Consider the following 23,446-nt stretch of genomic DNA (forward strand, 5'->3'; position numbering starts at 1 on the left):
AACAAACACTCATTTAAAAAACTCACCAATTGAACATTAAGCAACTCAACAAAAATAACATAACTAACTGTTTTATATGATATATATTTACAATTTAGCTATTTTAAATACCAAATTAATATTAAGGTTAAATAATGAATTAAGTAAAATTCATATTTTTCATAAATAGTGAAACGCACTAAATATGAGCAATGAGACGAATAAAAGCACCTTTATAGGGAATTGATGTTTTATATTAAGAATGCCATAAAGTTTTCTCTGCGACTGCCGATGACTCTCAGTAATTATTGTATTCCATTGTTATATCTCCTAAATAATTCGAGTTACAGGAAGGCGGCAATTGAGTAAATCCCGATGAGCTTATTCAAGTAAGTCATTCGGGTGAGCGAGAACAGCCAACGCACATGTAACGCTGAAGTATGACGGTATAAATGAACTCCCCCATTTACTGAGGTTATTATGCGAGTGAACAAACCTGTCAGCCGGCAGGAGTATCCTATTGATCGCGATACCACCTTGCAGTCTACCACTGATATTCAAGGTAATATCACCTATGCCAATGCTGCCTTTGTGCAGGCCAGTGGCTTTGAATATCAGAACTTGCTGGGTCAACCTCACAATGTGGTGCGGCACCCGGATATGCCCCCCGCGGCCTTTGCTGATATGTGGCGGACTTTGAATGCGGGTTTATCTTGGTCATCATTGGTCAAGAATCGTCGTCAAAATGGTGACTATTACTGGGTACGCGCCAATGCCACCCCGCTGCTCCATAAAGACCGTTTGACCGGCTATATTTCAGTGCGAATTGCGCCAACCCGCGAAGAAGTTAAACAAGCGGAAGCACTGTATGCCGATTTTAACTCTGGCAAAGCTAAGCAACGCCGCATTGCATTGTATCGCGGGCTAATTGTCCGCACTGGCGTGTTATCTTTCCTTTCATTGTTTCAAACTCTGCCCCTGCGTTGGCGTTTGCGCGGTGCATTATTGACTGCCGCACTGCTACCGACTTTGGCGGCGATGGGGATAGGAGTGACCGGTTTGCCCTTGCTGGAGCTAGGAATAACCACCCTTTTCAGTAGCTTGATCACCTCATTTTGGTTGGAACGCCAGGTCGCCCGCCCAATTGCCGCGATTTTGCAGCAAGCACAAGATGTCTCCTCAGGACAAGCCGGTGATTATGTGCAACTGAACCGTGTTGATGAAATTGGCTATTTAATGCGTAGCGTCAATCAGTTGGGATTGAACCTCCGCTCTCTGACAGACGACGTCAGTGGCCAGGTTGATGGTATTAATACTGCCAGCAGTGAAATTGCGGCAGGGAATCGTGAGTTAAAAGTTAGGACCGAACAAGCTACCGCCAATCTACAACATATTGTCAGTGCGACTGAACAACTCGTCGCAACCGTCCAAAACAGCGCCAATAGTGCCAATGAGACGACATCATTAGCTGCTATGAGCAGCCATGCGGCGGAACGTGGTAGTGAGTTAATGCACCAGGTGATTAATACCATGGGCACGATTAATGATTCCAGCCATCGTATTGTCGATATTATCAGTGTGATTGAAGGCATTGCTTTCCAAACCAATATTTTGGCACTCAATGCGGCGGTTGAAGCGGCAAGAGCCGGTGAACAAGGCCGTGGCTTCGCCGTGGTTGCCAGTGAAGTTCGCCATTTAGCCCAACGCTCCTCCACTGCGGCAAAAGAAATTAAGCACCTCATTGAAACTAGTGTAGAGCGGGTTCGCGATGGGAGTAAATTAGTCCAAAACGCCGGGGCTACCATGGATAATATTGTGCAACAGGCCGGTCAGGTTTCTACTTTAATCCGTGAAATTAGCACCTCAACCCATGAACAGACACAAGCTCTTGGCCAAATTAGCCAGTCGATTGGTCAATTAGACCAAATGACGCATCAAAATTCCGCCATGGTGGAACAATATGCCGGTGCGGCAGAAGAGCTCGCTCATCGTACCTTGCGCCTAACTGCGGCTGTCCGTATTTATCGCCCGGTAAAATAAGGGCCTTATCCATAATATCCCTTTGAAACAGCACGAATAAATTGAACAATTGAGTACCACCAGCACATTATCTGTTATGGATGCTATGACAAAGTATTCATCTGTCATAGCAATAAACAGAAACCCCGCTATAGTGGGCGGGTGGTTATTCAATTATTAAATAAGGAGTTTTATGTCATCACTTAATCAAACATCTGTTCGCGCCCAGCAAGGTAGCACTGATGCAAACTTACCTGGTGAAGATCATTTGATCGCCCATGAAGCTTTGCTTATCGCATTAATGGTTGAATGTGCTAACGAGTCAGACAATGATCAATTTTTGTTCAGTGTTCGAGAAACACTTAATCAGATTTTAAGTTCTTCCCGTTATCTTGATGCGAGCAAGATAGCCAACGGTCTGATTGATGAGGCTGATGATAAAGCCAACTGTTAGCCTCTAGCCCTCACTCATGAGGGCTTTTTATTGATAGAACCAGCCAATACCGCCGCTCCTATTAATCAATAATGACAGGTAGCCATCATCAACCAATCAAAGCGGTAATATAATCTATCGAGGAAAGTAATGGTTTCGCTGAAAGAAGTGGCAAATCTGGCGTCAGTTTCATTAATGACGGTTTCTCGGGCAATCAATGCCCCAGAACAATTGCGACCAGAAACTTATCAGCGAGTCATGCAAACCATTGAAACTCTCGATTATGTACCTGATTTCTTTGCCCGAAAAATGCGGGGCAACACCACCAAAACCTCGACTCTCGCCGTGCTTGCGCGCGATACCGCCACCACTCCGTTTTCGGTCGAGATATTACTGTCCATTGAGTTGACGGCACGCGAATTTGGCTGGAATAGCTTTCTGGTCAATCTAACTTCACACGAAGACAGCGAACGCGCGGTCAACCAACTGCTGGCCCAGCGCCCCGATGGCATTATTTTTGCCTCAATGAGGCTACAACAGGTCACTGTCCCTGAATGTCTTCGGGATAAGAATATTGTGCTAGCTAATTGTGTCAGCGAGAATAATACAATCCCCAGCTACATTCCTGATGACTTTGATGGTCAATATCAGGCGCTGAAATTGCTGCTGCGCCGAGGTTATCAGCGGCCATTGTGTCTCTATCTTCCTGAGAGTTCGCTGGCGGGAAAAGCTCGGCGCGCGGGCGTGGAAAAAGCATGGCGAGAATCTACCTTACCACTGGAGCAGTTACGTCAGCACCACTTGGCGTGGGGAGATGAGCATTATCAGGATGTTATTTCTCTCTTAGAGCGCAACTGCCCTAACGGGAAACCTGATTTTGATGTGCTTATTTGTGGTAATGACCGCATCGCTTTCCTGGCCTACCAAGTGCTTTTAGCGAAAGGTATTACCATCCCACAGCAAGTTGCGGTAGTGGGGTATGACAATATGGCCGGTATCGGAGAGCTATTTCTACCGCCACTGACTACGGTGCAACAGCCTCATTATGATATTGGTCGGGAAGCTGCTCTTCATTTAATTGAAAGGCGGGAATCACGATTAATACACCGATTGCCTTGCCCATTACTGGAGCGAGCATCCACTTAATGCCAACGCAGCTCTGTTATGCCCATAACAGAAAAGTCGTTTTGGTTTCGGCTCTTTTTCATCCTCTATATTGATACAATATCTCGTGTATTTCGTGATGTTAATCACCAATGTTAACGTTAACAATTCAATTTCGTGACGAAGATCACTTAACATTCGTTAACCCTGCCCATGCGTTTAATATGGTTTACGTTATTGTTATGCAACAGTGCGCAGTTGACATAATGAGTCAATGTGACAAGTTTATTGGCTCAAATAATATAAGGAGAAAAAGTGCTACTTGATAAAATCCTACTGGTTGTCATTATGATTTTATTCTCACTTTTTGCCTGGTTGTTTTTTTCGCCCTATCATATGTATTCAACGGCTTATGAGTTGTTTGAGTTGTTTGGTTTTCAAGAGGGATACAACAACTTAAACTTTAGCTCGCCGCAGGAAGTATCAAACTAAATGGATAAAAAACAGGTGCCACTGTGGGCACCTGCTCTCTAGATTTAACACACTCTTTATTCCGAGTTTTATTCTGTTTGCTCTATTTCTTCGCGTTCTTTAGGCGGCAGTGCTGAATAACTGGCCACAATCGCCGTAAGGATGATAAATAAGTGCCCTTCTGAAGAGTCGAGTAAGAAGGAATTAAATAGGTGACAAGCCAAATAAGCACAGAGCAAAGCCACCAACACATTTCTAATGTGTGTTGGTAAACGCCAGGCAGAACGGAAATAACACCACATCCACCCGAGGAATAAAGCTAAACCGACGATTCCGGATTGCACAGTTTGCATTAAATATTCATTATGCGGATTTATGCTATATTCGCTTTGTGAAAGACTGAGCCAAAAGCCCCCAGCGCCATGCCCTAAAACAGGCGCTGACTCTATCAACCTTACAGATTCAAGTATGAATGACGTGCGCATTCCCATCGAACTGTCGCAAGATTTTTTATCCTCCTCGTGGGTGGCCGACAAGCAGGTTTGAACCTCGGTGACACCTTGCTGTAGCCGTTCAACTGCACGGTTTGGCACCACAAGCACGATCGCTGCGATGATAAATGCGCCCACCAGCATCCCCAAACGCTGACGGGTTGATAATGACAGCAGCGCCCACACCCCAAAAGCAGCCACCAAGGCAACATAGCCGGTTCTGCCCTGCACCATAAACACAATGTTATAGACCGCCAGACACACCAGTAGCGCATAGCCCCAGCGCTTAAGCCCATGGCTGCGGAATGCTAAAGAAAGCCATATCACCGCAGCTAATGCCATAAAGAAGTTATGTGTGATTTGTAACTTAAATACTGTCGGATTTAAGGGGTCAATATGACCCAACGGCATATGAAGGACACCGACCCAGAGACTGGCGGCCAGGATCACGGCATTGGCCAATAAAAAACCTTTGGCAAAATAGCGGGCAAGTGAGCGAGAAAGAATAAAAAACATCGCTAATGGCAAGATATACAACAGCTTGGAATATTTTCCGACCATCACTTTACCGTACAAATTGTGCTGCCATAGCAAAGATACTGCCAGCAGCAAAAACATAATTGCCGGTAACCAAATCAGCGGGTTTTTGACTAAAACTTTCACATAACGTGTATCGCGGCTCAGCAGTAAACAGATTAAAGCCAATACCATCGACAAGTTCATTATAAAATTAGAAGTGGGTACACCAATACCTAATAAAAATGCAGTTACACAAGATAACATGCCAACATAGCGATGCGCTGGCGGTGAACTGGGCAAGGTAGCAGGAGAAATCATAAGTCACTCACTTCAGATTAATAACCAAGAGAAGCCGCGTGACACACTGGTACCCAGTATCGCAGCCCTAATCTATGACATAGCCAATCAGTATACACTGACTGGCTATGAGAAATATTTTAGATAAATGCCGTTATGCCGCGAGTGAACGGAACAGGTAACGGAACCACCATAATGGCCGCCACCAGCCCTTACGTTCGGGGACTGTTGGTGGGCGTGAATGCACTTTTTTGATTTCCCAATTAAAGTTAAGGAATATTCGGCTATGACCATATTCCGCACCAAAGAGAGCAATTTCATTCTTCTTGCGATCATCAATAGGCGCATTGTGCGTCAAATCACGATCCAGAGAATGGTAGCTTTTCTTCCTATCAACATTACGCTCAATACAGCGATATTGCTTCGGCAGATAGCGAGGTGTGGTGCCATGATCTTTATGGAACTTCACAAAACGATAATCTTCTGAACCATAATGGCCGGCAAACTCTTCGTCATAGCCATAAAGTCTGAAGAATCTAGCTCTGGACATGAAGAATAAATTGGGATGACCGCGGTAGGCTTTGCCGGTTTTTTCATCTGTACGGTAGATACGATACAGTGAGCGCCCAGGGTTACGCGCATTAACCAGATAACGCAGCGTATCTTCTGGCAGCAAACAGTCTAAATCAGTAATGATGATTTTATCAGATTTAGCATAAGTGACACCCAGATTACGGGAACCCGCTTGGTTCCACGGGATATCAGTGGTTATTCTTAACCACGTGAAATTCAAATCATAATCTTTTACTTCATACTCTAAGGGAGAGCAATCATCGACAATGACAAACTCTACCGCATCCTTAATATCGTCAGGGTAAGATTCATATTCCTTCAACAAAGACTCAACGGAATCCATATTTCCCTGATTACAGTAAAAATGGGTTACATAAGTCAGTTTGATATGCTGCTTATCTAACGGATGCCGTGCTTTAACGATTTCTACATCCTTCGTCACAATATAAACCTCTGTTTTAAGAGAGAAAATAAAAAAATATTTATAGTTTCTTAAGTTCTGGTGATTAAATGAAATACATATGCTAAATAACTTTGCCGTAAAGGATAAAGAGTTAACCTGACCAGTCAAATATTTTCTTCATATTATTATGGCGGGTCACAGCTCACTCATTGATTTATCCACAAAGTTGCAGAATTAGCTGAATTTACTGCAGCAGAGTTTGTGAGGTAATTGAGGGGGAACAAAAACTCACGGAAGCGGACGCCCCCGTGAGATATAGCTTAACTTGCTGAATTACATGTGTTGAATAATGGCATCGCCAAATTCACTACATTTCAGTAACTTAGCGCCTTCCATCAGACGCTCGAAATCATAAGTCACGGTTTTGGCCTGAATTGCGCCCTCGGTGCCTTTGATAATCAAATCAGCAGCTTCGAACCAACCCATGTGACGCAGCATCATTTCTGCGGACAGAATGATAGAACCTGGGTTCACCTTATCCTGACCCGCATACTTTGGTGCAGTGCCGTGGGTTGCTTCAAACAAGGCGCATTCATCACCAATGTTAGCGCCAGGAGCAATACCGATACCGCCGACTTGTGCAGCCAAGGCATCAGAAATGTAATCGCCGTTCAGGTTCATACAGGCGATGACATCATATTCCGCTGGGCGCAGCAAAATTTGTTGTAGGAAAGCATCGGCAATAACATCTTTAATAATGATGTCTTTACCGTTGTTTGGATTCTTAATTTTAACCCATGGGCCACCATCGATCAGCTCACCACCAAATTCCTCACGCGCTAACTGGTAACCCCAGTCTTTAAATGCGCCTTCGGTGAATTTCATAATGTTGCCTTTATGAACCAGAGTGACTGATTCACGATCGTTGGTAATCGCGTACTCAATGGCAGCACGAACCAAGCGCTTAGTCCCTTCTTCTGAACAAGGTTTCACACCAATACCACATTGTTCAGGGAAACGGATTTTCTTCACACCCATCTCTTCACGCAGGAACTTAATCACTTTTTCAGCTTCTGGTGAACCCGCTTTCCATTCGATACCCGCATAGATGTCTTCAGCGTTTTCGCGGAAAATCACCATATTGGTCAATTCAGGATGTTTTACCGGGCTTGGTGTCCCCTCGTAATAACGCACTGGGCGCAGACACACATACAAGTCGAGTTGTTGGCGCAAAGCAACGTTCAGAGAACGAATGCCGCCGCCCACTGGCGTGGTTAATGGACCTTTAATAGCAACGCGATATTCGCGAATCAGATCCAATGTTTCTTCTGGCAGCCAAACATCTTTGCCATAAACATGAGTTGATTTCTCACCGGTATAGATTTCCATCCAGGAGATTTTACGCTCACCTTTATAGGCTTTCTTAACCGCAGCATCTACCACGTTGATCATGGCTGGGGTCACATCGACGCCAATACCATCACCTTCAATAAATGGAATGATCGGATTATGCGGAACAACCAGTTTACCCTGAGCATCGACAGTAATTTTATTACCTTCTGCCGGAACCACTACTTTGCTTTCCATCAACCTCTCCTTCAGCGCAATTTTGTTAATGCCTTGTAAGATTCGTGTCAATACTACTTGAATATTCGTTCCACGCCAATCCGAAACAGATTGAGGTATAATGCGCTAATCATTCGGAATCGCAATAATCATGAATAAATTCTCTGTTAAAAATCACAAAGTTAACCGATTCAGCACCAAGACACAGGCGAAACAAGTCAAGCCGATTGCTCCACGTCGCGTCCTGTTATTCAACAAGCCTTTTGATGTGTTACCGCAATTTACTGATGAGTCTGGGCGCTCAACTTTGAAGGAATTTATCCCTTTTAGTGATGTTTATGCGGCGGGCCGACTCGATCGTGATAGCGAAGGTTTGTTGGTCTTAACCAATGATGGCAAATTGCAAGCCAGGCTCACGCAACCCGCCCAGAAAACCGGTAAAGTCTATTTTGTGCAAGTCGAAGGTGTGCCGGGCGATGATGCACTCAGCCAGTTAAGAACTGGGATGACCTTAAAAGATGGCCCCACTTTACCTGCGGGTGCCGAGTTAGTCAGTGAACCTGAGTGGTTATGGCCGCGTAATCCGCCGATTCGAGAGCGCAAAGCCATTCCCACTAGCTGGCTAAAAATAACCCTCTTTGAGGGTCGCAACCGGCAAGTTCGCAGAATGACCGCCCATATTGGCTTCCCTACCCTGCGTCTGATACGTTTTAGTATGGGAAATTTAAGCTTAGGCGACCTACAGCCCGGCGAATGGAAGGAGATAAACTATGTTTAAGCCTCATGTTACTGTGGCTTGTGTCGTGCATGCTAACGGGAAATTTTTAGTTGTTGAGGAAACTATCAACGGCAAAAAGTTATGGAATCAACCGGCGGGTCATTTAGAGGCCGATGAAACCCTGGTGCAGGCCGCAGAAAGGGAACTGTGGGAAGAAACCGGCATTCGGGCCAACCCGCAATCTTTTTTGCGTATGCATCAGTGGATTGCGCCGGATAAAACCCCGTTCCTCCGTTTTGCTTTTGTGATTGAGCTGAAAGAGCCCGTAGCCACAGCGCCGCAAGATGACGATATCGACTGCTGCCACTGGCTCACTGCGGATGAAATACTGCAATCAGATAATTTACGCTCGCCACTGGTTGCTGAGAGTATCCGGTGTTACCAACAGCCCGAGCGCTATTCGCTTGATCTGGTTGGCTCATTTAACTGGCCACTATAAACAGCAGATTTGATTTACTCAGCTAATTTTGTTCAGGCTGAGGATCAACTATGCTGTGAAGCAAACAACCATGCAGTGAAGCAAACAACCATGCAGTGAAGCAAACAACGTGATAAAATCCGGCGCTTGTTTTTATAATGCCTCACCCGCGCTGAGCAATGAGTCGGATAATATCATCCGCCACCGCCATCGCAGGGGCTTTAGGTATTTACGTTAGTGAGACTCCCATGTCAGATAACAGCCAGAAAAAAGTAATCGTCGGTATGTCCGGCGGTGTCGATTCTTCCGTTTCCGCCTACCTGCTTCAGCAGCAGGGCTACCAAGTTGCCGGCTTGTTCATGAAGAACTGGGAAGAGGATGATGGCGAAGAATATTGCTCTGCAGCGACCGACCTGGCCGATGCTCAAGCAGTATGCGACAAACTGGGCATGGAGTTGCACACCGTCAATTTTGCCGCAGAATATTGGGATAACGTGTTCGAATTGTTCCTTGAGGAATACAAAGCCGGGCGTACCCCCAACCCCGATATTCTGTGTAATAAAGAAATCAAATTTAAAGCCTTCCTGGAATTCGCCGCCGAAGACTTGGGCGCGGACTATATTGCTACCGGTCATTATGTCCGTCGTCAGGATGTTGAGGGTAAAAGCCGTTTGCTACGTGGCCTTGATGGCAATAAAGACCAAAGCTATTTCCTCTACACCTTAAGTCACGAACAGCTTGCTCAGAGCCTGTTCCCCGTTGGGGAATTAGAAAAACCTGAAGTTCGCCGCATTGCTGAACAACTTGACCTGGTCACCGCCAAGAAAAAAGACTCTACCGGCATCTGCTTTATCGGTGAGCGCAAATTCCGTGATTTCCTCGGCCGCTACCTGCCCGCTCAACCCGGCCCAATCATGACCGTAGATGGCCAACATGTGGGTGAACATCAGGGTTTGATGTATCACACGCTGGGCCAACGCAAAGGTTTAGGTATTGGCGGTACCAAAGAAGGTGGCGATGACCCATGGTATGTTGTGGATAAAGATGTTGCCAATAACATCCTGTTGGTAGCACAGGGGCACGAACATCCGCGTTTAATGTCTGTCGGTCTGATTGCTCAACAGTTGCATTGGGTGGATAGAGAACCGGTCACCGCCGCTTTCCGCTGTGTGGTGAAAACCCGTTATCGTCAACAGGACATTCCTTGCACCGTTACACCTTTGGATGACGAGCGTGTTGAGGTTCGGTTTGATGAACCCGTGGCGGCAGTAACACCCGGTCAGTCGGCTGTTTTCTATCAAGGCGAAGTTTGCCTCGGTGGCGGTATTATTGAAGAGCGTTACCCGCTGATTGGTTCAGCCGCAAACTAATTCAACCCATACGTGAACCAGAATGTTTACAGGAGTAACCGTGGCGAAAAACTATTATGATATTACGTTGGCATTGGCAGGAATCTGCCAGTCAGCTCGCTTGGTTCAACAATTGGCTCATGAAGGCCAATGCGATAATGATGCATTGAGCACCATGCTGGGTGGGTTGTTGCAAACCAATCCACCGTCAACTTTGGCGGTATATGGCGGTAATGAGCAATCCCTAAAAATGGGGTTGGAAACACTGCAAAGTGTGTTAAACGCCAACCGACAGGGGCCGGCAGCTGAGCTGACTCGCTATACCCTGAGCCTCATGGTGCTTGAAAGAAAACTCAATGCCAATAAATCGGCCATGAATACCTTAGGTGACCGTATCAGTCAGCTTGATCGCCAACTGGCGCATTTCGATCTCGAATCTGAAACCATGATGAGTTCGCTGGCGGCTATTTATACCGATGTTATCAGCCCTCTCGGCCCACGCATTCAAGTTATTGGCTCTCCGGCTATTTTACAAAGCACATTGGTGCAGGCAAAAATTCGTGCCACCCTGCTGGCGGGGATCCGCTCAGCCGTGCTTTGGCAACAAGTCGGCGGAAGCCGCTTGCAGTTAATGTTCTCGCGAAATCGTCTGTTTAAGCAGGCGCAGAGTATTCTTGCTCATAATTGACATTCTTTATCAGGAGTTGCCACCAATGGAATTATCCTCACTGACTGCCGTTTCCCCTATTGATGGGCGCTACGGCGATAAAGTCAGCGCACTGCGCCCAATCTTTAGCGAATTCGGTTTGCTGAAATTCCGTGTGCAGGTCGAAGTACGTTGGCTGCAAAAATTGGCCGCCTGTGCAGAAATCAAAGAAGTCCCGGCTTTTGATGCCGACGCAAACGCTTACCTCGATAAGATAGTGCAAGATTTCAATGAACAGGATGCACAGCGCATCAAAACCATTGAGCGCACTACGAATCATGATGTAAAAGCGGTCGAATACTTCCTGAAAGAGAAAGTGGAGAGTGTTCCAGCGCTGCATGCAGTGTCAGAATTCATTCACTTTGCTTGTACTTCAGAAGATATCAATAACCTGTCGCACGCCCTAATGCTGCAAACCGCCCGTCAGGATGTGGTGTTGCCGATGTGGCGTCAGCTTATTGATTCGATTAAAGCGCTGGCTCACCAACATCGTGATTTGCCGCTGCTTTCCCGTACTCACGGCCAGCCGGCAACACCGTCCACCATCGGTAAAGAGTTTGCGAACGTAGCTTACCGTATGGAGCGCCAGTTCCGCCAACTGTCACAAGTGGAAATTTTAGGCAAAATCAATGGCGCAGTGGGTAACTATAATGCTCACATCGTGGCTTATCCTGAAGTTGATTGGCACCAGTTCAGTGAAAGTTTTGTCACTTCACTGGGTATCAATTGGAACCCCTACACCACACAAATCGAACCGCACGATTACATCGCTGAACTTTTCGACTGTATAGCGCGTTTCAATACCATTCTGATCGATTTTGACCGTGATATCTGGGGTTATATTGCCTTGAATCACTTCAAACAAAAAACCATCGCTGGCGAAATTGGTTCCAGCACCATGCCACATAAAGTGAACCCTATTGATTTCGAGAATTCCGAGGGCAATCTGGGCCTGTCCAACGCGGTACTGGGTCATTTAGCCAGCAAACTCCCGGTTTCGCGCTGGCAGCGTGACCTGACAGACTCTACAGTGCTGCGTAACTTGGGTGTTGGGCTGGGCTATGCCGCCATTGCCTATCAGGCGACGATGAAAGGCATTAGTAAGCTGGAAGTCAACGAAGCGCATCTGTTGGAAGAACTGGACCATAACTGGGAAGTGTTGGCTGAACCTATCCAAACCGTCATGCGTCGCTATGGCATTGAAAAACCTTATGAAAAATTAAAGGAATTGACTCGCGGAAAACGTGTTGATGCTGCTGGTATGCAAACATTTATCGACAGTCTCGCACTGCCGGAAGAAGAAAAAACCCGGTTGAAAGCCATGACCCCGGCTAATTATATTGGCCGCGCCACGACGATGGTTGATGAATTGAAGTAATGCTTTAATCTCAAATACAGGTGGTGAATCAACGCCACCTGTATAACCCCCTATTTTTCTTATTCCCCGCGTACTGCCCCTGTTTAGCCCCGGTTTAGCTGTTGTCATTGATAATACTGATGATGTCAAAAGGACGTTACAATCACTGGAGCTATTCTCATTATGTTGAAGAAAACACTACTTTCTCTCGCCCTGATAGGGACTTGTACTACCGCTATTGCCGCTGATTACACTTATGTCGCGGGTGGCCTGCAGTATGGTTCAATCAGTAGTAATGAACGTTTTGATAAGCAATTTAATCAGAGTAATTACAGCCAGATCGGCGACCGTGACATGGGTGGCATTTATCTTAATGGTGGCTATGGTTTTGATAACGATTTGTTTATTGATGGCCGTATAAGCAGCATTGCCAATAGTGATCGGGGTCTTGCGGAGGCCGTATTAGGCCTGGGCTACCATTGGACATTCTCACCTAATATTGATTTTTATACTTTGGTCGGCGGCAGTCGCCGCGCCATGGTATTTGATGCCAGCAAAAACGGTGAAAAAACTAATAGTTACAATAGCGCTACCGGTGAAGTTGGAATCAAAAGTCAATTATCACAAGATATTAGCCTGGACATTGCCTACCGTCTGGCCAGATATGACGACCGCGCCTTCCATGAAGCACGGGTAACCACAGGCTATGCTCTAACAAAAAGCCTCGCGGCTGAAGTGGGTTATACCTACCATAACTGGAAAGTCAGTGATCAGGCAATGCAAGTAGGTTTGCGTTACGCTTTCTAACTTACTGTTTTAATTTTTATTTGTCGGGTAATATTAAATTACCCGATTAATGTCTTATCGAGGAATGTGGTATGCGAGTTTTAGTTGTCGAAGATAATGCTTTGTTGCGTCACCATCTTACCGTGCAAATGCGTGAGATGGGCCATCAGGTAGACGCCGCAGAAGACGCCAAAGAAGCAGACTATTTCTTGCAAGAGCATGCTCCTGATATCGCCATTATTGATCTTGGTTTACCGGGTGAAGATGGGTTGAGCCTTATCCGTCGCTGGCGCAGCCATCAGACGAACCTGCCGATTCTGGTGCTAACAGCACGGGAAAGTTGGCAAGATAAAGTTGCAGTGCTGGAAGCTGGTGCCGATGATTACGTGACCAAACCTTTTCATCTGGAGGAAGTCATTGCGCGAATGCAGGCATTAATGCGGCGCAATATTGGTTTAGCCTCTCAGGTGATTGAATTCCCTCCGTTTCAGATTGATCTCTCACGGCGAGAGTTGTGCGTCAATCAGCAACAGATTAAACTCACCGCTTTCGAATACACTATCATTGAAACCCTTATTCGTAATGCTGGAAAAGTCGTCAGCAAAGATACATTAATGCTGCAACTCTATCCTGATGCAGAACTACGTGAAAGCCACACTATTGACGTATTAATGGGGCGTTTGCGTAAAAAAATGCAGGCAAAACATGAAGGAGAGGTGATTACGACCATCCGTGGTCAGGGATACCGTTTTGACGCCAACTAGACATCATGCTCAGGAAAAATAACAAACCCTTCTCTCTTCGCGCACGGTTTCTTATGGCGACAGCGGGCGTCATTCTGGCGCTGTCGTTATCTTATGGTATGGTCGCCGTCGTCGGCTATATTGTCAGTTTTGATAAAAATACATTCAGAGCACATCGCGGCGAAAGTAACTTATTTTTCAGTCTGGCCCAATGGCAAAATAATAAGCTTAGTATCTCAGTGCCACCAGAGCTTGAACTGAATATCCCAACGCTGGTTCTGATTTATGATAAAGATGGCAATATTTTGTGGCGTCAGCGGCATGTGCCAGAACTTGAGTCTCATATCGAAAAAAGCTGGTTACAAAAACCGGGATTTTATGAGTTGGATACCGGAACACATATCAGTAGCATGATGCTGGGTGATAATCCGAAAGCGCAAGACCAACTCAAAAAATATGACGATACTGACAGCAGCGCGTTGACTCACTCCATATCCGTTAATACTTATCCCGCGACATCCCGCTTACCGCAACTCACCATTGTAGTTGTCGATACTATCCCGCAGGAATTACAGCGCTCAGACTTGGTTTGGAACTGGTTTAGCTATGTCTTACTGGCGAATTTACTGTTGGTTGTTCCCTTGCTTTGGCTTGCTGCCTATTGGAGCCTAAGACCGATTAAGGCGCTGGTCAGCCAGATCAATCAGTTAGAGAAAGGTGAACGCGAACAATTAGATGAGAATCCTCCTAGTGAATTACTAAGTTTGGTGCGAAATCTTAATATCTTGCTCACCAATGAACGCCAGCGTTATACCAAATACCGCACTACACTCTCAGACCTGACTCATAGTCTAAAAACGCCTCTGGCAGTATTGCAAACAACTTTGCGCTCTTTACGCACCGGTAAGCAAACAACCATTGAAGAGGTCGAACCTATCATGCTCGAGCAGATAAGTCGTATCTCTCAGCAAATTGGTTATTATCTGCATCGGGCCAGCATGCGTTCTGAACATAACGTATTGATTCGTGAAATTCATTCTGTTCCTGCCCTACTCGATAGCTTGTGCAGTGCGCTGAATAAAGTGTATCAACGCAAAGGCGTGGTATTGACGTTGGATATCTCGCCTGAAGTGACTTTCCTGGGCGAAAGGAATGACTTCATGGAAGTGATGGGCAATGTTCTGGAAAACGCCTGCAAATATTGCCTGGAATTTGTCGAAATAACCGCCCTCCACTCAGAGAAGCAGCTCACTATTGTCATTGACGACGATGGGCCGGGCATCCCTGAAAGTAAACGGCAATTAATTTTCCAACGAGGCCAACGTGTGGACACTTTACGCCCGGGGCAAGGGCTTGGATTGTCTGTTGCAGCTGAAATTATTGAACAGTATCAAGGTAAGATAACCATCACTGAAAGCCACTTAGGTGGAGCACGGATGATGGTGACCTTTGGCCAGCAAAATGATTATCACGCTGATTAATAAAATTTGCCCGTCAACCCCTGATACTAATGGCAGGCATCCGTTATAATCACAGGCAAGTTCACCCCCTATCCTGGAATAAACATGGATTACCAACTCAATCTCGATTGGCCCGATTTTCTGCAGCGCTATTGGCAGAAACGCCCCGTCCTCCTCAAACGTGGCTTTACAAACTTTATTGACCCTCTTTCGCCTGATGAGCTTGCTGGTCTAGCAATGGAAAATGAAGTCGATAGTCGTCTGGTGAGCCATGAAGAGGGTCGCTGGCAAGTGAGTCATGGCCCATTTGAGAGTTTTGATCACTTAGGTGAAACTAATTGGTCGCTGTTGGTACAGGCGGTTGATCATTGGCATGAACCCGCAGCCGCCTTAATGCGCCCATTCCGCAAGCTTTCTGACTGGCGAATGGATGATTTAATGATTTCTTTCTCGGTCCCTGGTGGGGGTGTTGGCCCGCATTTTGACCAATATGACGTTTTTATCATTCAAGGCACGGGCCGTCGTCGCTGGCGGGTCGGTGAGAAAACGGAAATGAAGCAGCATTGCCCCCATCCAGACCTGCTGCAAGTCGGCCCATTCGACGCCATTATTGATGAAGAAATGGAACCGGGCGATATTCTCTATATCCCACCGGGCTTCCCTCATGAAGGCTATGCTCTTGAAAATGCATTGAATTATTCGGTCGGTTTCCGTGCACCTAATGGCCGTGAACTGGTCAGCGGTTTTGCTGACTATGTGCTTTCTCGCGAGTTGGGCAGTTACCGTTACAGTGATCCGGACTTGCAATTGCGGGACCACCCTGCTGAAGTGCTGCCACAAGAAGTCGATAAACTTCGCACTATGATGCTCGATTTAGTCCAGCAACCGGAAGAGTTCCAAAACTGGTTTGGCGAATTTATTTCTCAATCACGCCATGAGTTGGATATCGCCCCACCAGAACCCCCTTATCAAGCAGGGGATGTCTATGAATTACTCCAACAAGGTGAAGAATTACAACGTCTTGCCGGCCTGCGTGTTCTGCGTATTGGTGACCAATGTTTTGCTAATGGTGAATTGATTAATACACCGCACTTATCAGCCGCCGATGCATTATGCCAACACTTCAGTGTTGATGCGCAGAAGTTGGGTGATGCGCTGGAAGATCCGTCTTTCCTCGCCATGCTGACCACACTGGTGAACAGCGGCTATTGGTATTTTAACGACTAATATTTCGGTCTTATTACACAAAATGCCCCGATAAACGGGGCATCAGACTGCTGACAAAGTCAAATGAAAGGGAAACGTGCTGTTGGGGTCGTGGCGACGTAAGTTGCCGGAGAGCTACGAGGTGCGGTTACCCTTTCACTCATTGCGTGATCTATAGCTTTGTCATTAATCTCAACATTTTTGTGTGATGGATAATCTTATGACTCTTTAGCCCGTTTTGCTGTCAATTCAGCAATTCTCATGATAACCGCCACCGCTTTTTCCATTCCTTCCAGGGTTATAAACTCATGTTTACCATGATAATTATAGCCACCGGTAAAGATATTGGGGCAAGGTAAGCCCATGAAAGATAACTGAGCGCCATCAGTGCCACCGCGAATTGGCTTCATAATAGGCGTGATATCGCAATCACGCATCGCCTGTTGTGCTATCTCAATGATATGTGGATGCTTAATAATATGCTCACGCATATTGTAATAACTATCATCCATAACGATTTCGATATAACAGTCACGGTGTAAACCTTTACCAACCCGCTTGGCGATATCCACCATATTTTTCTTGCGAGCTTCAAATCCATCGAGGTTAAAATCGCGCACGATATAGTGCATTTCTGCCCGTTCAACCGTGCCCTTAATGCTTTGCAGATGATAAAATCCGTCATAACCCTCTGTACATTCAGGGGTTTCATTCGCCGGTAATTCCTGATGGAAACGGGTTGCCAGCGACAGTGCATTCACCATCACCCCTTTAGCACTCCCAGGATGAACATTGTTACCGACAATTTTTATTGTCACCGAAGCCGCATTAAAATTCTCGAACTCAAGTTCGCCGACACCGCCGCCATCCACGGTATAAGCCCATTGGGCATCAAATTCAGCCACATTAAAGAAACGCGCCCCTTTCCCCACTTCTTCATCTGGCGTGAATGCGATCCGGATATCCCCATGAGGAACATTATTGTGCTTTAAGCGCACCATGGCGGTGATAATTTCTGCAATACCCGCTTTATCATCCGCACCTAATAGGGTCTTGCCGTCAGTGGTAATCAAGGTGTGCCCAAGCAATTGATGCAGGACGGGGAACATGACCGGGGACAGAACCTCATCACCGATTCCCAAAGCAATATCACCACCACGGTAGTTTTCTACAATCTGTGGATTAACATTTTTCCCCGAGAAGTCGGGTGAGGTGTCGAGATGAGCAATAAAGCCAACCGTGGGGACCGACCAGGAAACATTTGCGGGTAATGTTGCCATCACACAGCCGTGGTCACTCAAATTAACCTGAGAAAAACCCAGCGACTGCAACTCCTGTTGCAACGCCAGAGCCAGCTTGCGCTGCCCTTCAGTGCTCGGCACGGATTTTACATTGGCTTTTGCTTGAGTATCAAAAGAGACATAGTTGAAAAAGCGGTCGAGTAATTTGTCCATGGTTCCCACCTTCATAATAGTGAATATCATTATGGGGAAGTGATCACCATCAAATATTGCGTCAGGTCAGTTTTAGACAAACTTAAGTCAGAATAAAAAAGCAATATAGGTACGACACTGAGTGTTTGAATTAATGATTAAGTGCCGCTAGCAACGCTGCGGCACCAATTAAGCAGGGTAATTAGTCGCCTTCGCGATTCTCGCCACGGGTGGTTAAAAATTCGCGCACATATTCTGGCACCACTTTGCTGGCTAAACCGTAGTGTTTTTCATCAAACTGACTCTCAACCTGGCTAGGCTCCAGATTTAACTCGACGGTATGAGCGCCGTGCAAGCTAGATTCATGAACAAACCCGGCAGCGGGATAGACATGCCCGGAGGTGCCAATCGAAATAAAGAAATCAGCTTCAGCCAGCGCCTGATAAATTTCATCCATTCCCATCGGCATTTCACCAAACCACACAATATGTGGGCGTAAGGGCGATGGGAATTGGCAACAATGACAGCGCTCGTCTGCACTGAGGTCACCCGGCCAGTCCAGCACTTGACCAGACTGCGTACAGCGGACTTTCAGTAGCTCGCCGTGCATATGAATAACGCGCTTACTACCCGCCCGCTCATGCAAATTATCTATATTCTGAGTAACCAGCACAAAGTTATCACCCAGCACCGCTTCCAAATCAGCGAGTGCAAAATGGGCAGCATTCGGCGCAATGTCGGGCTGCTGTAACTGGCGACGGCGTGCATTATAAAAAGCTTGAACCAGTTCAGGGTCACGGCGATAGCCTTCCGGGGTCGCAACATCTTCCACCTGATGCTCTTCCCACAAACCATCCGCCGCACGGAAAGTCCGAATACCTGATTCAGCCGAGATGCCAGCCCCCGTCAGAACTACCACAAACGGCTTCTTCATTTCTGAAGTTGCAGCACTGTCTCGATGAAAAATACGGGAGCGAAAACGTTGATGCCGCAAGTGTTTATTCTTACGAAACCGACACAACCGATGGCGTATGCGCATAACCTTTTGCCTCTATTTTAGGTATTGTTATTTGCTATTGATTAACTACCGCTCAGACAAATGCAGGAACGCCGCCCCACGAACGCCGCCCGCATCACCATAACGCGCTTTTTCAATGCGTGGCAATCGGGCTACTCGCAATAAATGCTGGGGTAAACGTTTTGGAAGTTCCTGATAAATTTTCTCAAAATTGGATAATCCCCCCCCAATGACCACCAGATGGGGATCTAGCATGGTTAATAAATTGCCCAAGCATACCGCCAGCACATCCATAAAGCGCTCAATATGCGCCACGGCTTTAGATTCACCGCAATTATAGTTAGCAATGATTTCAGTCGCGGGCAAGGATTGCTGATTGAAGTGTTTATACATCCATTCAAAGCCGCGCCCGGAAATGTAATTCTCAATACAGCCGTTATGACCACAGCCACAAGGCACCCGTGGAATATCGGCACCCAGAATATCCAGTGCATCTACCGGCAAACGAAAATGACCAAATTCGCCGGTGATATGGTTCCGCCCACTGACAATGCTGCCATTCACAATCAGACCGCCGCCAACACCCGTGCCAAGAATCAACCCTAATACCGTAGGATAACCACGGAACTCAGGATCCCAGGCTTCAGACAGTGCAAAGCAGTTGGCATCATTATCAATGCGAACTTCGCGCCCAATTAATGTGGAAAGGTCACTTTGTAAGGATTGGCCCATTGCTGCGGGCACATTCGCCGTGAACACCGTGCCATCATCCGCATTTGGCAAGCCGGGAATACCAATACCCACACTGCCTTTAACCCCACAAAACTCATCAGCTTCCAGCGTTAACTCCTGCAATGTTTGCAGGAGTTGCCGATAATCTTCACGCGGCGTAGGAACCCGCTTATGCCAGATTCGTTGCAGGTTAGCATCAAAAACACCTAACTCAATTTTGGTGCCACCCATATCAAAACCGTAATACATAAGTTTGCCCTTACCCATTATTGTTCAGAGAAATTATTGTTAGTTTGACTTATTTTTAGATTTTTCTTGCCCATTCAACTATTGCCCACTCAACACCCGCGCCGGATCAATACGGCTGGCACGACGAGCCGGATACCAACTGGCAATTAAGCTCAACACCAACGCGGTTGCCAGCACACAGGCCACATCAAACCAGTGTAATTCTGACGGTAAAAAGTCGATGAAGTATATATCGCCCGACAAAAATTGATGCCCCACCAGCTTTTCTAGCCCACGGATAATATTGGTTAATTGCAAAGAAACAATCACCCCCACCACCGCCCCGCTAACACTGCCGATAAGCCCCGCTAGCAAGCCATACCACATAAAAATGGCGCGAATGAGGCCATCTTTAGCCCCTAATGTGCGCAGAACTGCAATATCGCTGCTTTTATCTTTAACGGCCATGACCAGTGTGGAGACAATGTTAAAACTGGCCACACCAATCACCAGCACCATAGCTAAGTACATGATAGTACGGATCATTTGAATATCGCGATACATATAGCCATAGGTGCCAATCCAACTGCTGATATACACATAAGCATTGGAAGCCTCACCGGCGCTGCGCACCAGTTGGTTGGCGTTGTAGACATCATCGACCTTGATGGCTATACCAGTGACACTGTCACCCATATCCAGATATTGCTGGGCATCAATTAAAGGCACCAATGCCAAGCTATGATCCAGTTGCCCGCTCAATTGAAAAACGCCCGCTACCTGCAAGCGAATGCGCTTAGGTTGCAGCAATTTCATCTCAGGGTCGCTATTGGGGATCATCACCGTCAGCCATGACCCCTGCTTCACGCCCAGCGCATCGGCCAGACCTTTACCTAAAATAATCTGCTGCTGGCCGGCCTTGAAATTATCCCAAGCATGGTCAAGGACAAAACTGGGTAATGCACTGAGATGCTGCTCGCTTTCAGGATCAACCCCTTTGACTTCTACCGCACGTAATTGAGTGGCATTTTCAATCAAGCCGGTGAATTTGATATAAGGTGCCGCCGCCACAATGCCGGGCACTTTTTCAATCCGCTGTAAAGTTTGTGCCCAGCCGCTAAATGGCTGATTGACGACAGCAATTTCACCATGAGGCACCACCGCCAAAATACGATTTTTTAGCTCACGTTCGAAGCCGTTCATTGCACTTAGGCCGACGATCAGCACCGCAACACCCAGAGCAATACCCAAGGTAGATATCACCGAAATCAGTGATACCATGCCGCCGCGACGGCGACCACGGCTAAAACGTAAACCGATTAACAGTGAAAGTGGCGAAACGCCCATGCCCATCGCCACTATTGCGCCCCCACCAACGTCAGATGTTGCTGTAGCTGACCATCACGCATTTCTAACTGGCGACTCATGCGTTTAGCCAATTGCAGATCGTGAGTGACGACTAAAAATGCCGTCCCTTGACGAACATTCAATTCACCTAACAAATTAAAGATGCTATCGGCATTCCGCTGATCAAGGTTACCGGTCGGCTCATCGGCCAGCACCAGCGACGGATTATTAACCAGTGAACGCGCAATCGCCACCCGCTGGCGTTCACCGCCAGATAACTCCGACGGGCGATGTTTGCTGCGTTTTTCCAACCCCACCGCCGCCAACATGGCACGGGCTTTATCCTGTGCTTCACTCGGTTTCGCACCGCCAATCAGTAGCGGCATCGCCACATTTTCCAAGGCGGTAAAATCAGGTAGTAAATGGTGGAATTGATAGATAAAACCTAATTCGCGATTGCGCAACTCAGCTTTTGCGGTAGAGGACATTTGATTCAGTGAGCGCCCTTGATAAATCACTTCGCCGGAGGTGGGGGAATCCAGCCCGCCTAACAAATGTAATAAGGTACTTTTACCCGAACCAGAACTGCCGACAATCGCCATCAACTCACCGGCTTCAATGGTAAACGACACATTGCGCAATACGTCGGTATGCAATTGGCCTTCCTGATAGCGTTTACACAGGTTTAAGCACTGTAATAAAGGATGATTACTCATAGCGTAAAGCCTCGGCAGGTTGTGCGGCGGCAGCGCGCCAGGAAGGGTAAAGCGTTGAAAGCAAAGCAATCGCCATCGCCAATAAAGCAATCACGGTCACCTGAATCGGGTTAATCTCGACCGGCAAGCTGGCACCATCAATCAATAAGCCGAGAACCGGAATAATGGTGTTCAATTGACTGGCCAGTAAGATGCCAAACCCAGCACCCAGCAAGGCACCAATCACCCCAGCGGTAGCCCCCTGCACCATAAACACCAGCATAATTTGCCGGCGACTTAGCCCTTGGGTTTGTAAAATAGCTACTTCGCCCTGTTTTTCCATCACTAACAAGCCGAGCGAGGTAATGATATTAAAGGCCGCGACAGCAATAATCAGGCTAAGTAACAGCCCCATCATATTTTTTTCCATCCGAACTGCTTGGAAAAGCTCGCCTTTACGCTCGCGCCAATCTTTCCATACCATTCCCTCGGGCAAAGCTTGTTGACTCAAGCTATCGACGGTCAGCGGCTGTGAAAGGAATAAACGCCAGCCAGTAATGTTACCCGCGGGGTAGCGCATTAGACGTGATGCATCCTGCTGATTAACCAACATTTGATAGCCATCCACCTCACTGTCAGCGGCGAATGTTCCAATAATATTGAACAAGCGCTGGCTGGGAATACGCCCCATAGGGGTAAATTGACTGGCACTCGGCACCATCAAACGCAGTGTTTCACCGCGTTTAACCCCCAATTGACCGGCCAATTTCTCACCGAGGATGATATTGTAGCTCCCCGGTTGTAAATCCTTTAGGTGCACATTGACCAGGTAGTCACTCAGAGGCTCATGCTGATTAGGATCAACGCCCAGCATCACCCCTGCGGCTAGATTGCGCGCACTTTGTAACACCACATCGGCGGTGGTCAATGGCACGACATCAGTGACGCCAGTCAGTGATTGCAGTGATGAAGCAGGCATTTTGTTCGGGTCAAGAGAACCTTGTGGCGTGGTAATTAGCGCCTGTGGCATCAGCCCCAAAATGTTATTCTGCAAATCGCGCTCAAAACCATTCATCACAGATAGCACGGTGATCAATGCCATCACTCCCAGAGTGATGCCAATGGTAGAAAGCCATGAAACAAACCGACCAAAGCGGTCAGATGCACGCCCGCGCATATAACGCAGGCCAATAAATAATGCGACAGGTTGATACATGAAATCTGTTTAGATCCTGTTGCTAAAGCAAAGTGATCGAGGATAATAAAGGGTACTACCGCTTTATGGAACCATTAACCGCCTATATCTCCGGCTTTTATTGCAAATCAGAGCGCCAA

The 23,446-nt window shown here is 46.9% G+C and carries 21 protein-coding genes; 12 read left to right on the forward strand and 9 right to left on the reverse strand.

Features of this window, described 5'->3' with window-relative positions; genetic code table 11:
- Positions 1 to 459: 459 nt before the first annotated feature.
- The 3 genes from OVO64_RS00805 to OVO64_RS00815 all read left to right on the forward strand — a co-directional run bounded on the left by OVO64_RS00805 (position 460) and on the right by OVO64_RS00815 (position 3,577).
- On the forward strand, positions 460 to 2,019 hold the full coding sequence (locus OVO64_RS00805) for a methyl-accepting chemotaxis protein (protein WP_038632342.1): 1,560 nt from the start codon (positions 460 to 462) through the stop codon (positions 2,017 to 2,019).
- A 172-nt stretch (positions 2,020 to 2,191) separates the two neighbouring features.
- Positions 2,192 to 2,452, forward strand: coding sequence for a hypothetical protein (locus OVO64_RS00810; protein WP_038632340.1), 261 nt, complete (start codon positions 2,192 to 2,194; stop codon positions 2,450 to 2,452).
- Positions 2,453 to 2,581: 129 nt separating this feature from the next.
- Complete coding sequence (locus tag OVO64_RS00815) at positions 2,582 to 3,577, forward strand: LacI family DNA-binding transcriptional regulator (protein ID WP_038632338.1); 996 nt, start codon at positions 2,582 to 2,584, stop codon at positions 3,575 to 3,577.
- A gap of 518 nt (positions 3,578 to 4,095) precedes the next feature.
- On the opposite strand, the gene OVO64_RS00820 is transcribed toward OVO64_RS00815, so the two are convergent.
- The 3 genes from OVO64_RS00820 to icd all read right to left on the reverse strand — a co-directional run bounded on the left by OVO64_RS00820 (position 4,096) and on the right by icd (position 7,876).
- On the reverse strand, positions 4,096 to 5,316 hold the full coding sequence (locus OVO64_RS00820; protein WP_072089000.1) for an O-antigen ligase family protein: 1,221 nt from the start codon (positions 5,314 to 5,316) through the stop codon (positions 4,096 to 4,098).
- 151 nt (positions 5,317 to 5,467) lie between these two features.
- Positions 5,468 to 6,328, reverse strand: coding sequence for a glycosyltransferase family A protein (locus OVO64_RS00825; protein ID WP_050291257.1), 861 nt, complete (start codon positions 6,326 to 6,328; stop codon positions 5,468 to 5,470).
- Positions 6,329 to 6,622: 294 nt separating this feature from the next.
- Positions 6,623 to 7,876, reverse strand: a complete 1,254-nt coding sequence (gene icd, locus OVO64_RS00830) for an NADP-dependent isocitrate dehydrogenase (RefSeq protein WP_050291258.1) — start codon at positions 7,874 to 7,876, stop codon at positions 6,623 to 6,625.
- A gap of 130 nt (positions 7,877 to 8,006) precedes the next feature.
- Here icd and rluE point away from each other — a divergent pair, with 130 nt between their 5' ends.
- The 9 genes from rluE (at position 8,007) to OVO64_RS00875 (ending at position 16,679) form a co-directional block, all read left to right on the forward strand.
- Positions 8,007 to 8,633, forward strand: coding sequence for a 23S rRNA pseudouridine(2457) synthase RluE (rluE, locus tag OVO64_RS00835; RefSeq protein ID WP_267248528.1), 627 nt, complete (start codon positions 8,007 to 8,009; stop codon positions 8,631 to 8,633).
- Positions 8,626 to 9,072 carry an NUDIX hydrolase gene (locus OVO64_RS00840; protein ID WP_038632328.1) on the forward strand — a complete coding sequence of 149 codons (447 nt, stop codon included), beginning with the start codon at positions 8,626 to 8,628 and terminating at the stop codon, positions 9,070 to 9,072. The genes rluE and OVO64_RS00840 overlap by 8 nt, the downstream gene beginning before the upstream one ends.
- A gap of 227 nt (positions 9,073 to 9,299) precedes the next feature.
- Entirely contained in the window at positions 9,300 to 10,421 is a 1,122-nt protein-coding gene (gene mnmA / locus OVO64_RS00845; protein WP_038632327.1) for a tRNA 2-thiouridine(34) synthase MnmA, read from the forward strand.
- Between the two features lie 40 nt (positions 10,422 to 10,461).
- On the forward strand, positions 10,462 to 11,088 hold the full coding sequence (gene hflD, locus OVO64_RS00850) for a high frequency lysogenization protein HflD (RefSeq protein WP_038632325.1): 627 nt from the start codon (positions 10,462 to 10,464) through the stop codon (positions 11,086 to 11,088).
- Positions 11,089 to 11,113: 25 nt separating this feature from the next.
- Entirely contained in the window at positions 11,114 to 12,484 is a 1,371-nt protein-coding gene (gene purB, locus OVO64_RS00855; protein WP_050291259.1) for an adenylosuccinate lyase, read from the forward strand.
- A gap of 162 nt (positions 12,485 to 12,646) precedes the next feature.
- Positions 12,647 to 13,270 carry an outer membrane beta-barrel protein gene (locus tag OVO64_RS00860; RefSeq protein WP_038632321.1) on the forward strand — a complete coding sequence of 208 codons (624 nt, stop codon included), beginning with the start codon at positions 12,647 to 12,649 and terminating at the stop codon, positions 13,268 to 13,270.
- A 71-nt stretch (positions 13,271 to 13,341) separates the two neighbouring features.
- Positions 13,342 to 14,013, forward strand: a complete 672-nt coding sequence (phoP, locus tag OVO64_RS00865; RefSeq protein ID WP_004389792.1) for a two-component system response regulator PhoP — start codon at positions 13,342 to 13,344, stop codon at positions 14,011 to 14,013.
- Between the two features lie 5 nt (positions 14,014 to 14,018).
- Entirely contained in the window at positions 14,019 to 15,473 is a 1,455-nt protein-coding gene (gene phoQ / locus OVO64_RS00870) for a two-component system sensor histidine kinase PhoQ (RefSeq protein WP_038632319.1), read from the forward strand.
- A gap of 84 nt (positions 15,474 to 15,557) precedes the next feature.
- Positions 15,558 to 16,679, forward strand: coding sequence for a cupin domain-containing protein (locus OVO64_RS00875; RefSeq protein ID WP_038632317.1), 1,122 nt, complete (start codon positions 15,558 to 15,560; stop codon positions 16,677 to 16,679).
- A 197-nt stretch (positions 16,680 to 16,876) separates the two neighbouring features.
- On the opposite strand, the gene pepT is transcribed toward OVO64_RS00875, so the two are convergent.
- From pepT to lolC, 6 genes are all read right to left on the reverse strand, one after another.
- A complete protein-coding gene (pepT, locus tag OVO64_RS00880; protein ID WP_050291260.1) occupies positions 16,877 to 18,112 on the reverse strand; it encodes a peptidase T in 1,236 nt (411 codons plus the stop codon).
- A gap of 181 nt (positions 18,113 to 18,293) precedes the next feature.
- Entirely contained in the window at positions 18,294 to 19,130 is an 837-nt protein-coding gene (gene cobB / locus OVO64_RS00885; protein WP_005170642.1) for a Sir2 family NAD+-dependent deacetylase, read from the reverse strand.
- Between the two features lie 45 nt (positions 19,131 to 19,175).
- Positions 19,176 to 20,090 (reverse strand): N-acetylglucosamine kinase, encoded by a 915-nt coding sequence (nagK, locus tag OVO64_RS00890; RefSeq protein WP_267248529.1) that lies wholly within the window; start codon positions 20,088 to 20,090, stop codon positions 19,176 to 19,178.
- A 78-nt stretch (positions 20,091 to 20,168) separates the two neighbouring features.
- On the reverse strand, positions 20,169 to 21,416 hold the full coding sequence (gene lolE / locus OVO64_RS00895) for a lipoprotein-releasing ABC transporter permease subunit LolE (RefSeq protein ID WP_038639464.1): 1,248 nt from the start codon (positions 21,414 to 21,416) through the stop codon (positions 20,169 to 20,171).
- A gap of 11 nt (positions 21,417 to 21,427) precedes the next feature.
- Complete coding sequence (gene lolD / locus OVO64_RS00900) at positions 21,428 to 22,132, reverse strand: lipoprotein-releasing ABC transporter ATP-binding protein LolD (RefSeq protein WP_038632310.1); 705 nt, start codon at positions 22,130 to 22,132, stop codon at positions 21,428 to 21,430.
- Positions 22,125 to 23,327: a lipoprotein-releasing ABC transporter permease subunit LolC gene (gene lolC, locus OVO64_RS00905; protein ID WP_050291262.1), complete on the reverse strand. Its 1,203-nt coding sequence runs from the start codon at positions 23,325 to 23,327 to the stop codon at positions 22,125 to 22,127. The genes lolD and lolC overlap by 8 nt, the downstream gene beginning before the upstream one ends.
- Positions 23,328 to 23,446 lie beyond the last annotated feature (119 nt).

It is taken from the genome of Yersinia sp. Marseille-Q5920, from assembly GCF_946902935.1.
Lineage (GTDB): Bacteria > Pseudomonadota > Gammaproteobacteria > Enterobacterales > Enterobacteriaceae > Yersinia > Yersinia rochesterensis.

Coding starts and splice junctions, on each gene's coding strand:
- OVO64_RS00805 (WP_038632342.1), top strand. CDS start 460: ATGCGAGTGAACAAACCTGTCAGCCGGCAGGAGTATCCTATTGATCGC.
- OVO64_RS00810 (WP_038632340.1), top strand. CDS start 2,192: ATGTCATCACTTAATCAAACATCTGTTCGCGCCCAGCAAGGTAGCACT.
- OVO64_RS00815 (WP_038632338.1), top strand. CDS start 2,582: ATGGTTTCGCTGAAAGAAGTGGCAAATCTGGCGTCAGTTTCATTAATG.
- icd (WP_050291258.1), bottom strand. CDS start 7,876: ATGGAAAGCAAAGTAGTGGTTCCGGCAGAAGGTAATAAAATTACTGTC.
- rluE (WP_267248528.1), top strand. CDS start 8,007: ATGAATAAATTCTCTGTTAAAAATCACAAAGTTAACCGATTCAGCACC.
- OVO64_RS00840 (WP_038632328.1), top strand. CDS start 8,626: ATGTTTAAGCCTCATGTTACTGTGGCTTGTGTCGTGCATGCTAACGGG.
- mnmA (WP_038632327.1), top strand. CDS start 9,300: ATGTCAGATAACAGCCAGAAAAAAGTAATCGTCGGTATGTCCGGCGGT.
- purB (WP_050291259.1), top strand. CDS start 11,114: ATGGAATTATCCTCACTGACTGCCGTTTCCCCTATTGATGGGCGCTAC.
- OVO64_RS00860 (WP_038632321.1), top strand. CDS start 12,647: ATGTTGAAGAAAACACTACTTTCTCTCGCCCTGATAGGGACTTGTACT.
- phoP (WP_004389792.1), top strand. CDS start 13,342: ATGCGAGTTTTAGTTGTCGAAGATAATGCTTTGTTGCGTCACCATCTT.
- phoQ (WP_038632319.1), top strand. CDS start 14,019: ATGCTCAGGAAAAATAACAAACCCTTCTCTCTTCGCGCACGGTTTCTT.
- OVO64_RS00875 (WP_038632317.1), top strand. CDS start 15,558: ATGGATTACCAACTCAATCTCGATTGGCCCGATTTTCTGCAGCGCTAT.
- pepT (WP_050291260.1), bottom strand. CDS start 18,112: ATGGACAAATTACTCGACCGCTTTTTCAACTATGTCTCTTTTGATACT.
- cobB (WP_005170642.1), bottom strand. CDS start 19,130: ATGCGCATACGCCATCGGTTGTGTCGGTTTCGTAAGAATAAACACTTG.
- nagK (WP_267248529.1), bottom strand. CDS start 20,090: ATGTATTACGGTTTTGATATGGGTGGCACCAAAATTGAGTTAGGTGTT.
- lolE (WP_038639464.1), bottom strand. CDS start 21,416: ATGGGCGTTTCGCCACTTTCACTGTTAATCGGTTTACGTTTTAGCCGT.
- lolD (WP_038632310.1), bottom strand. CDS start 22,132: ATGAGTAATCATCCTTTATTACAGTGCTTAAACCTGTGTAAACGCTAT.
- lolC (WP_050291262.1), bottom strand. CDS start 23,327: ATGTATCAACCTGTCGCATTATTTATTGGCCTGCGTTATATGCGCGGG.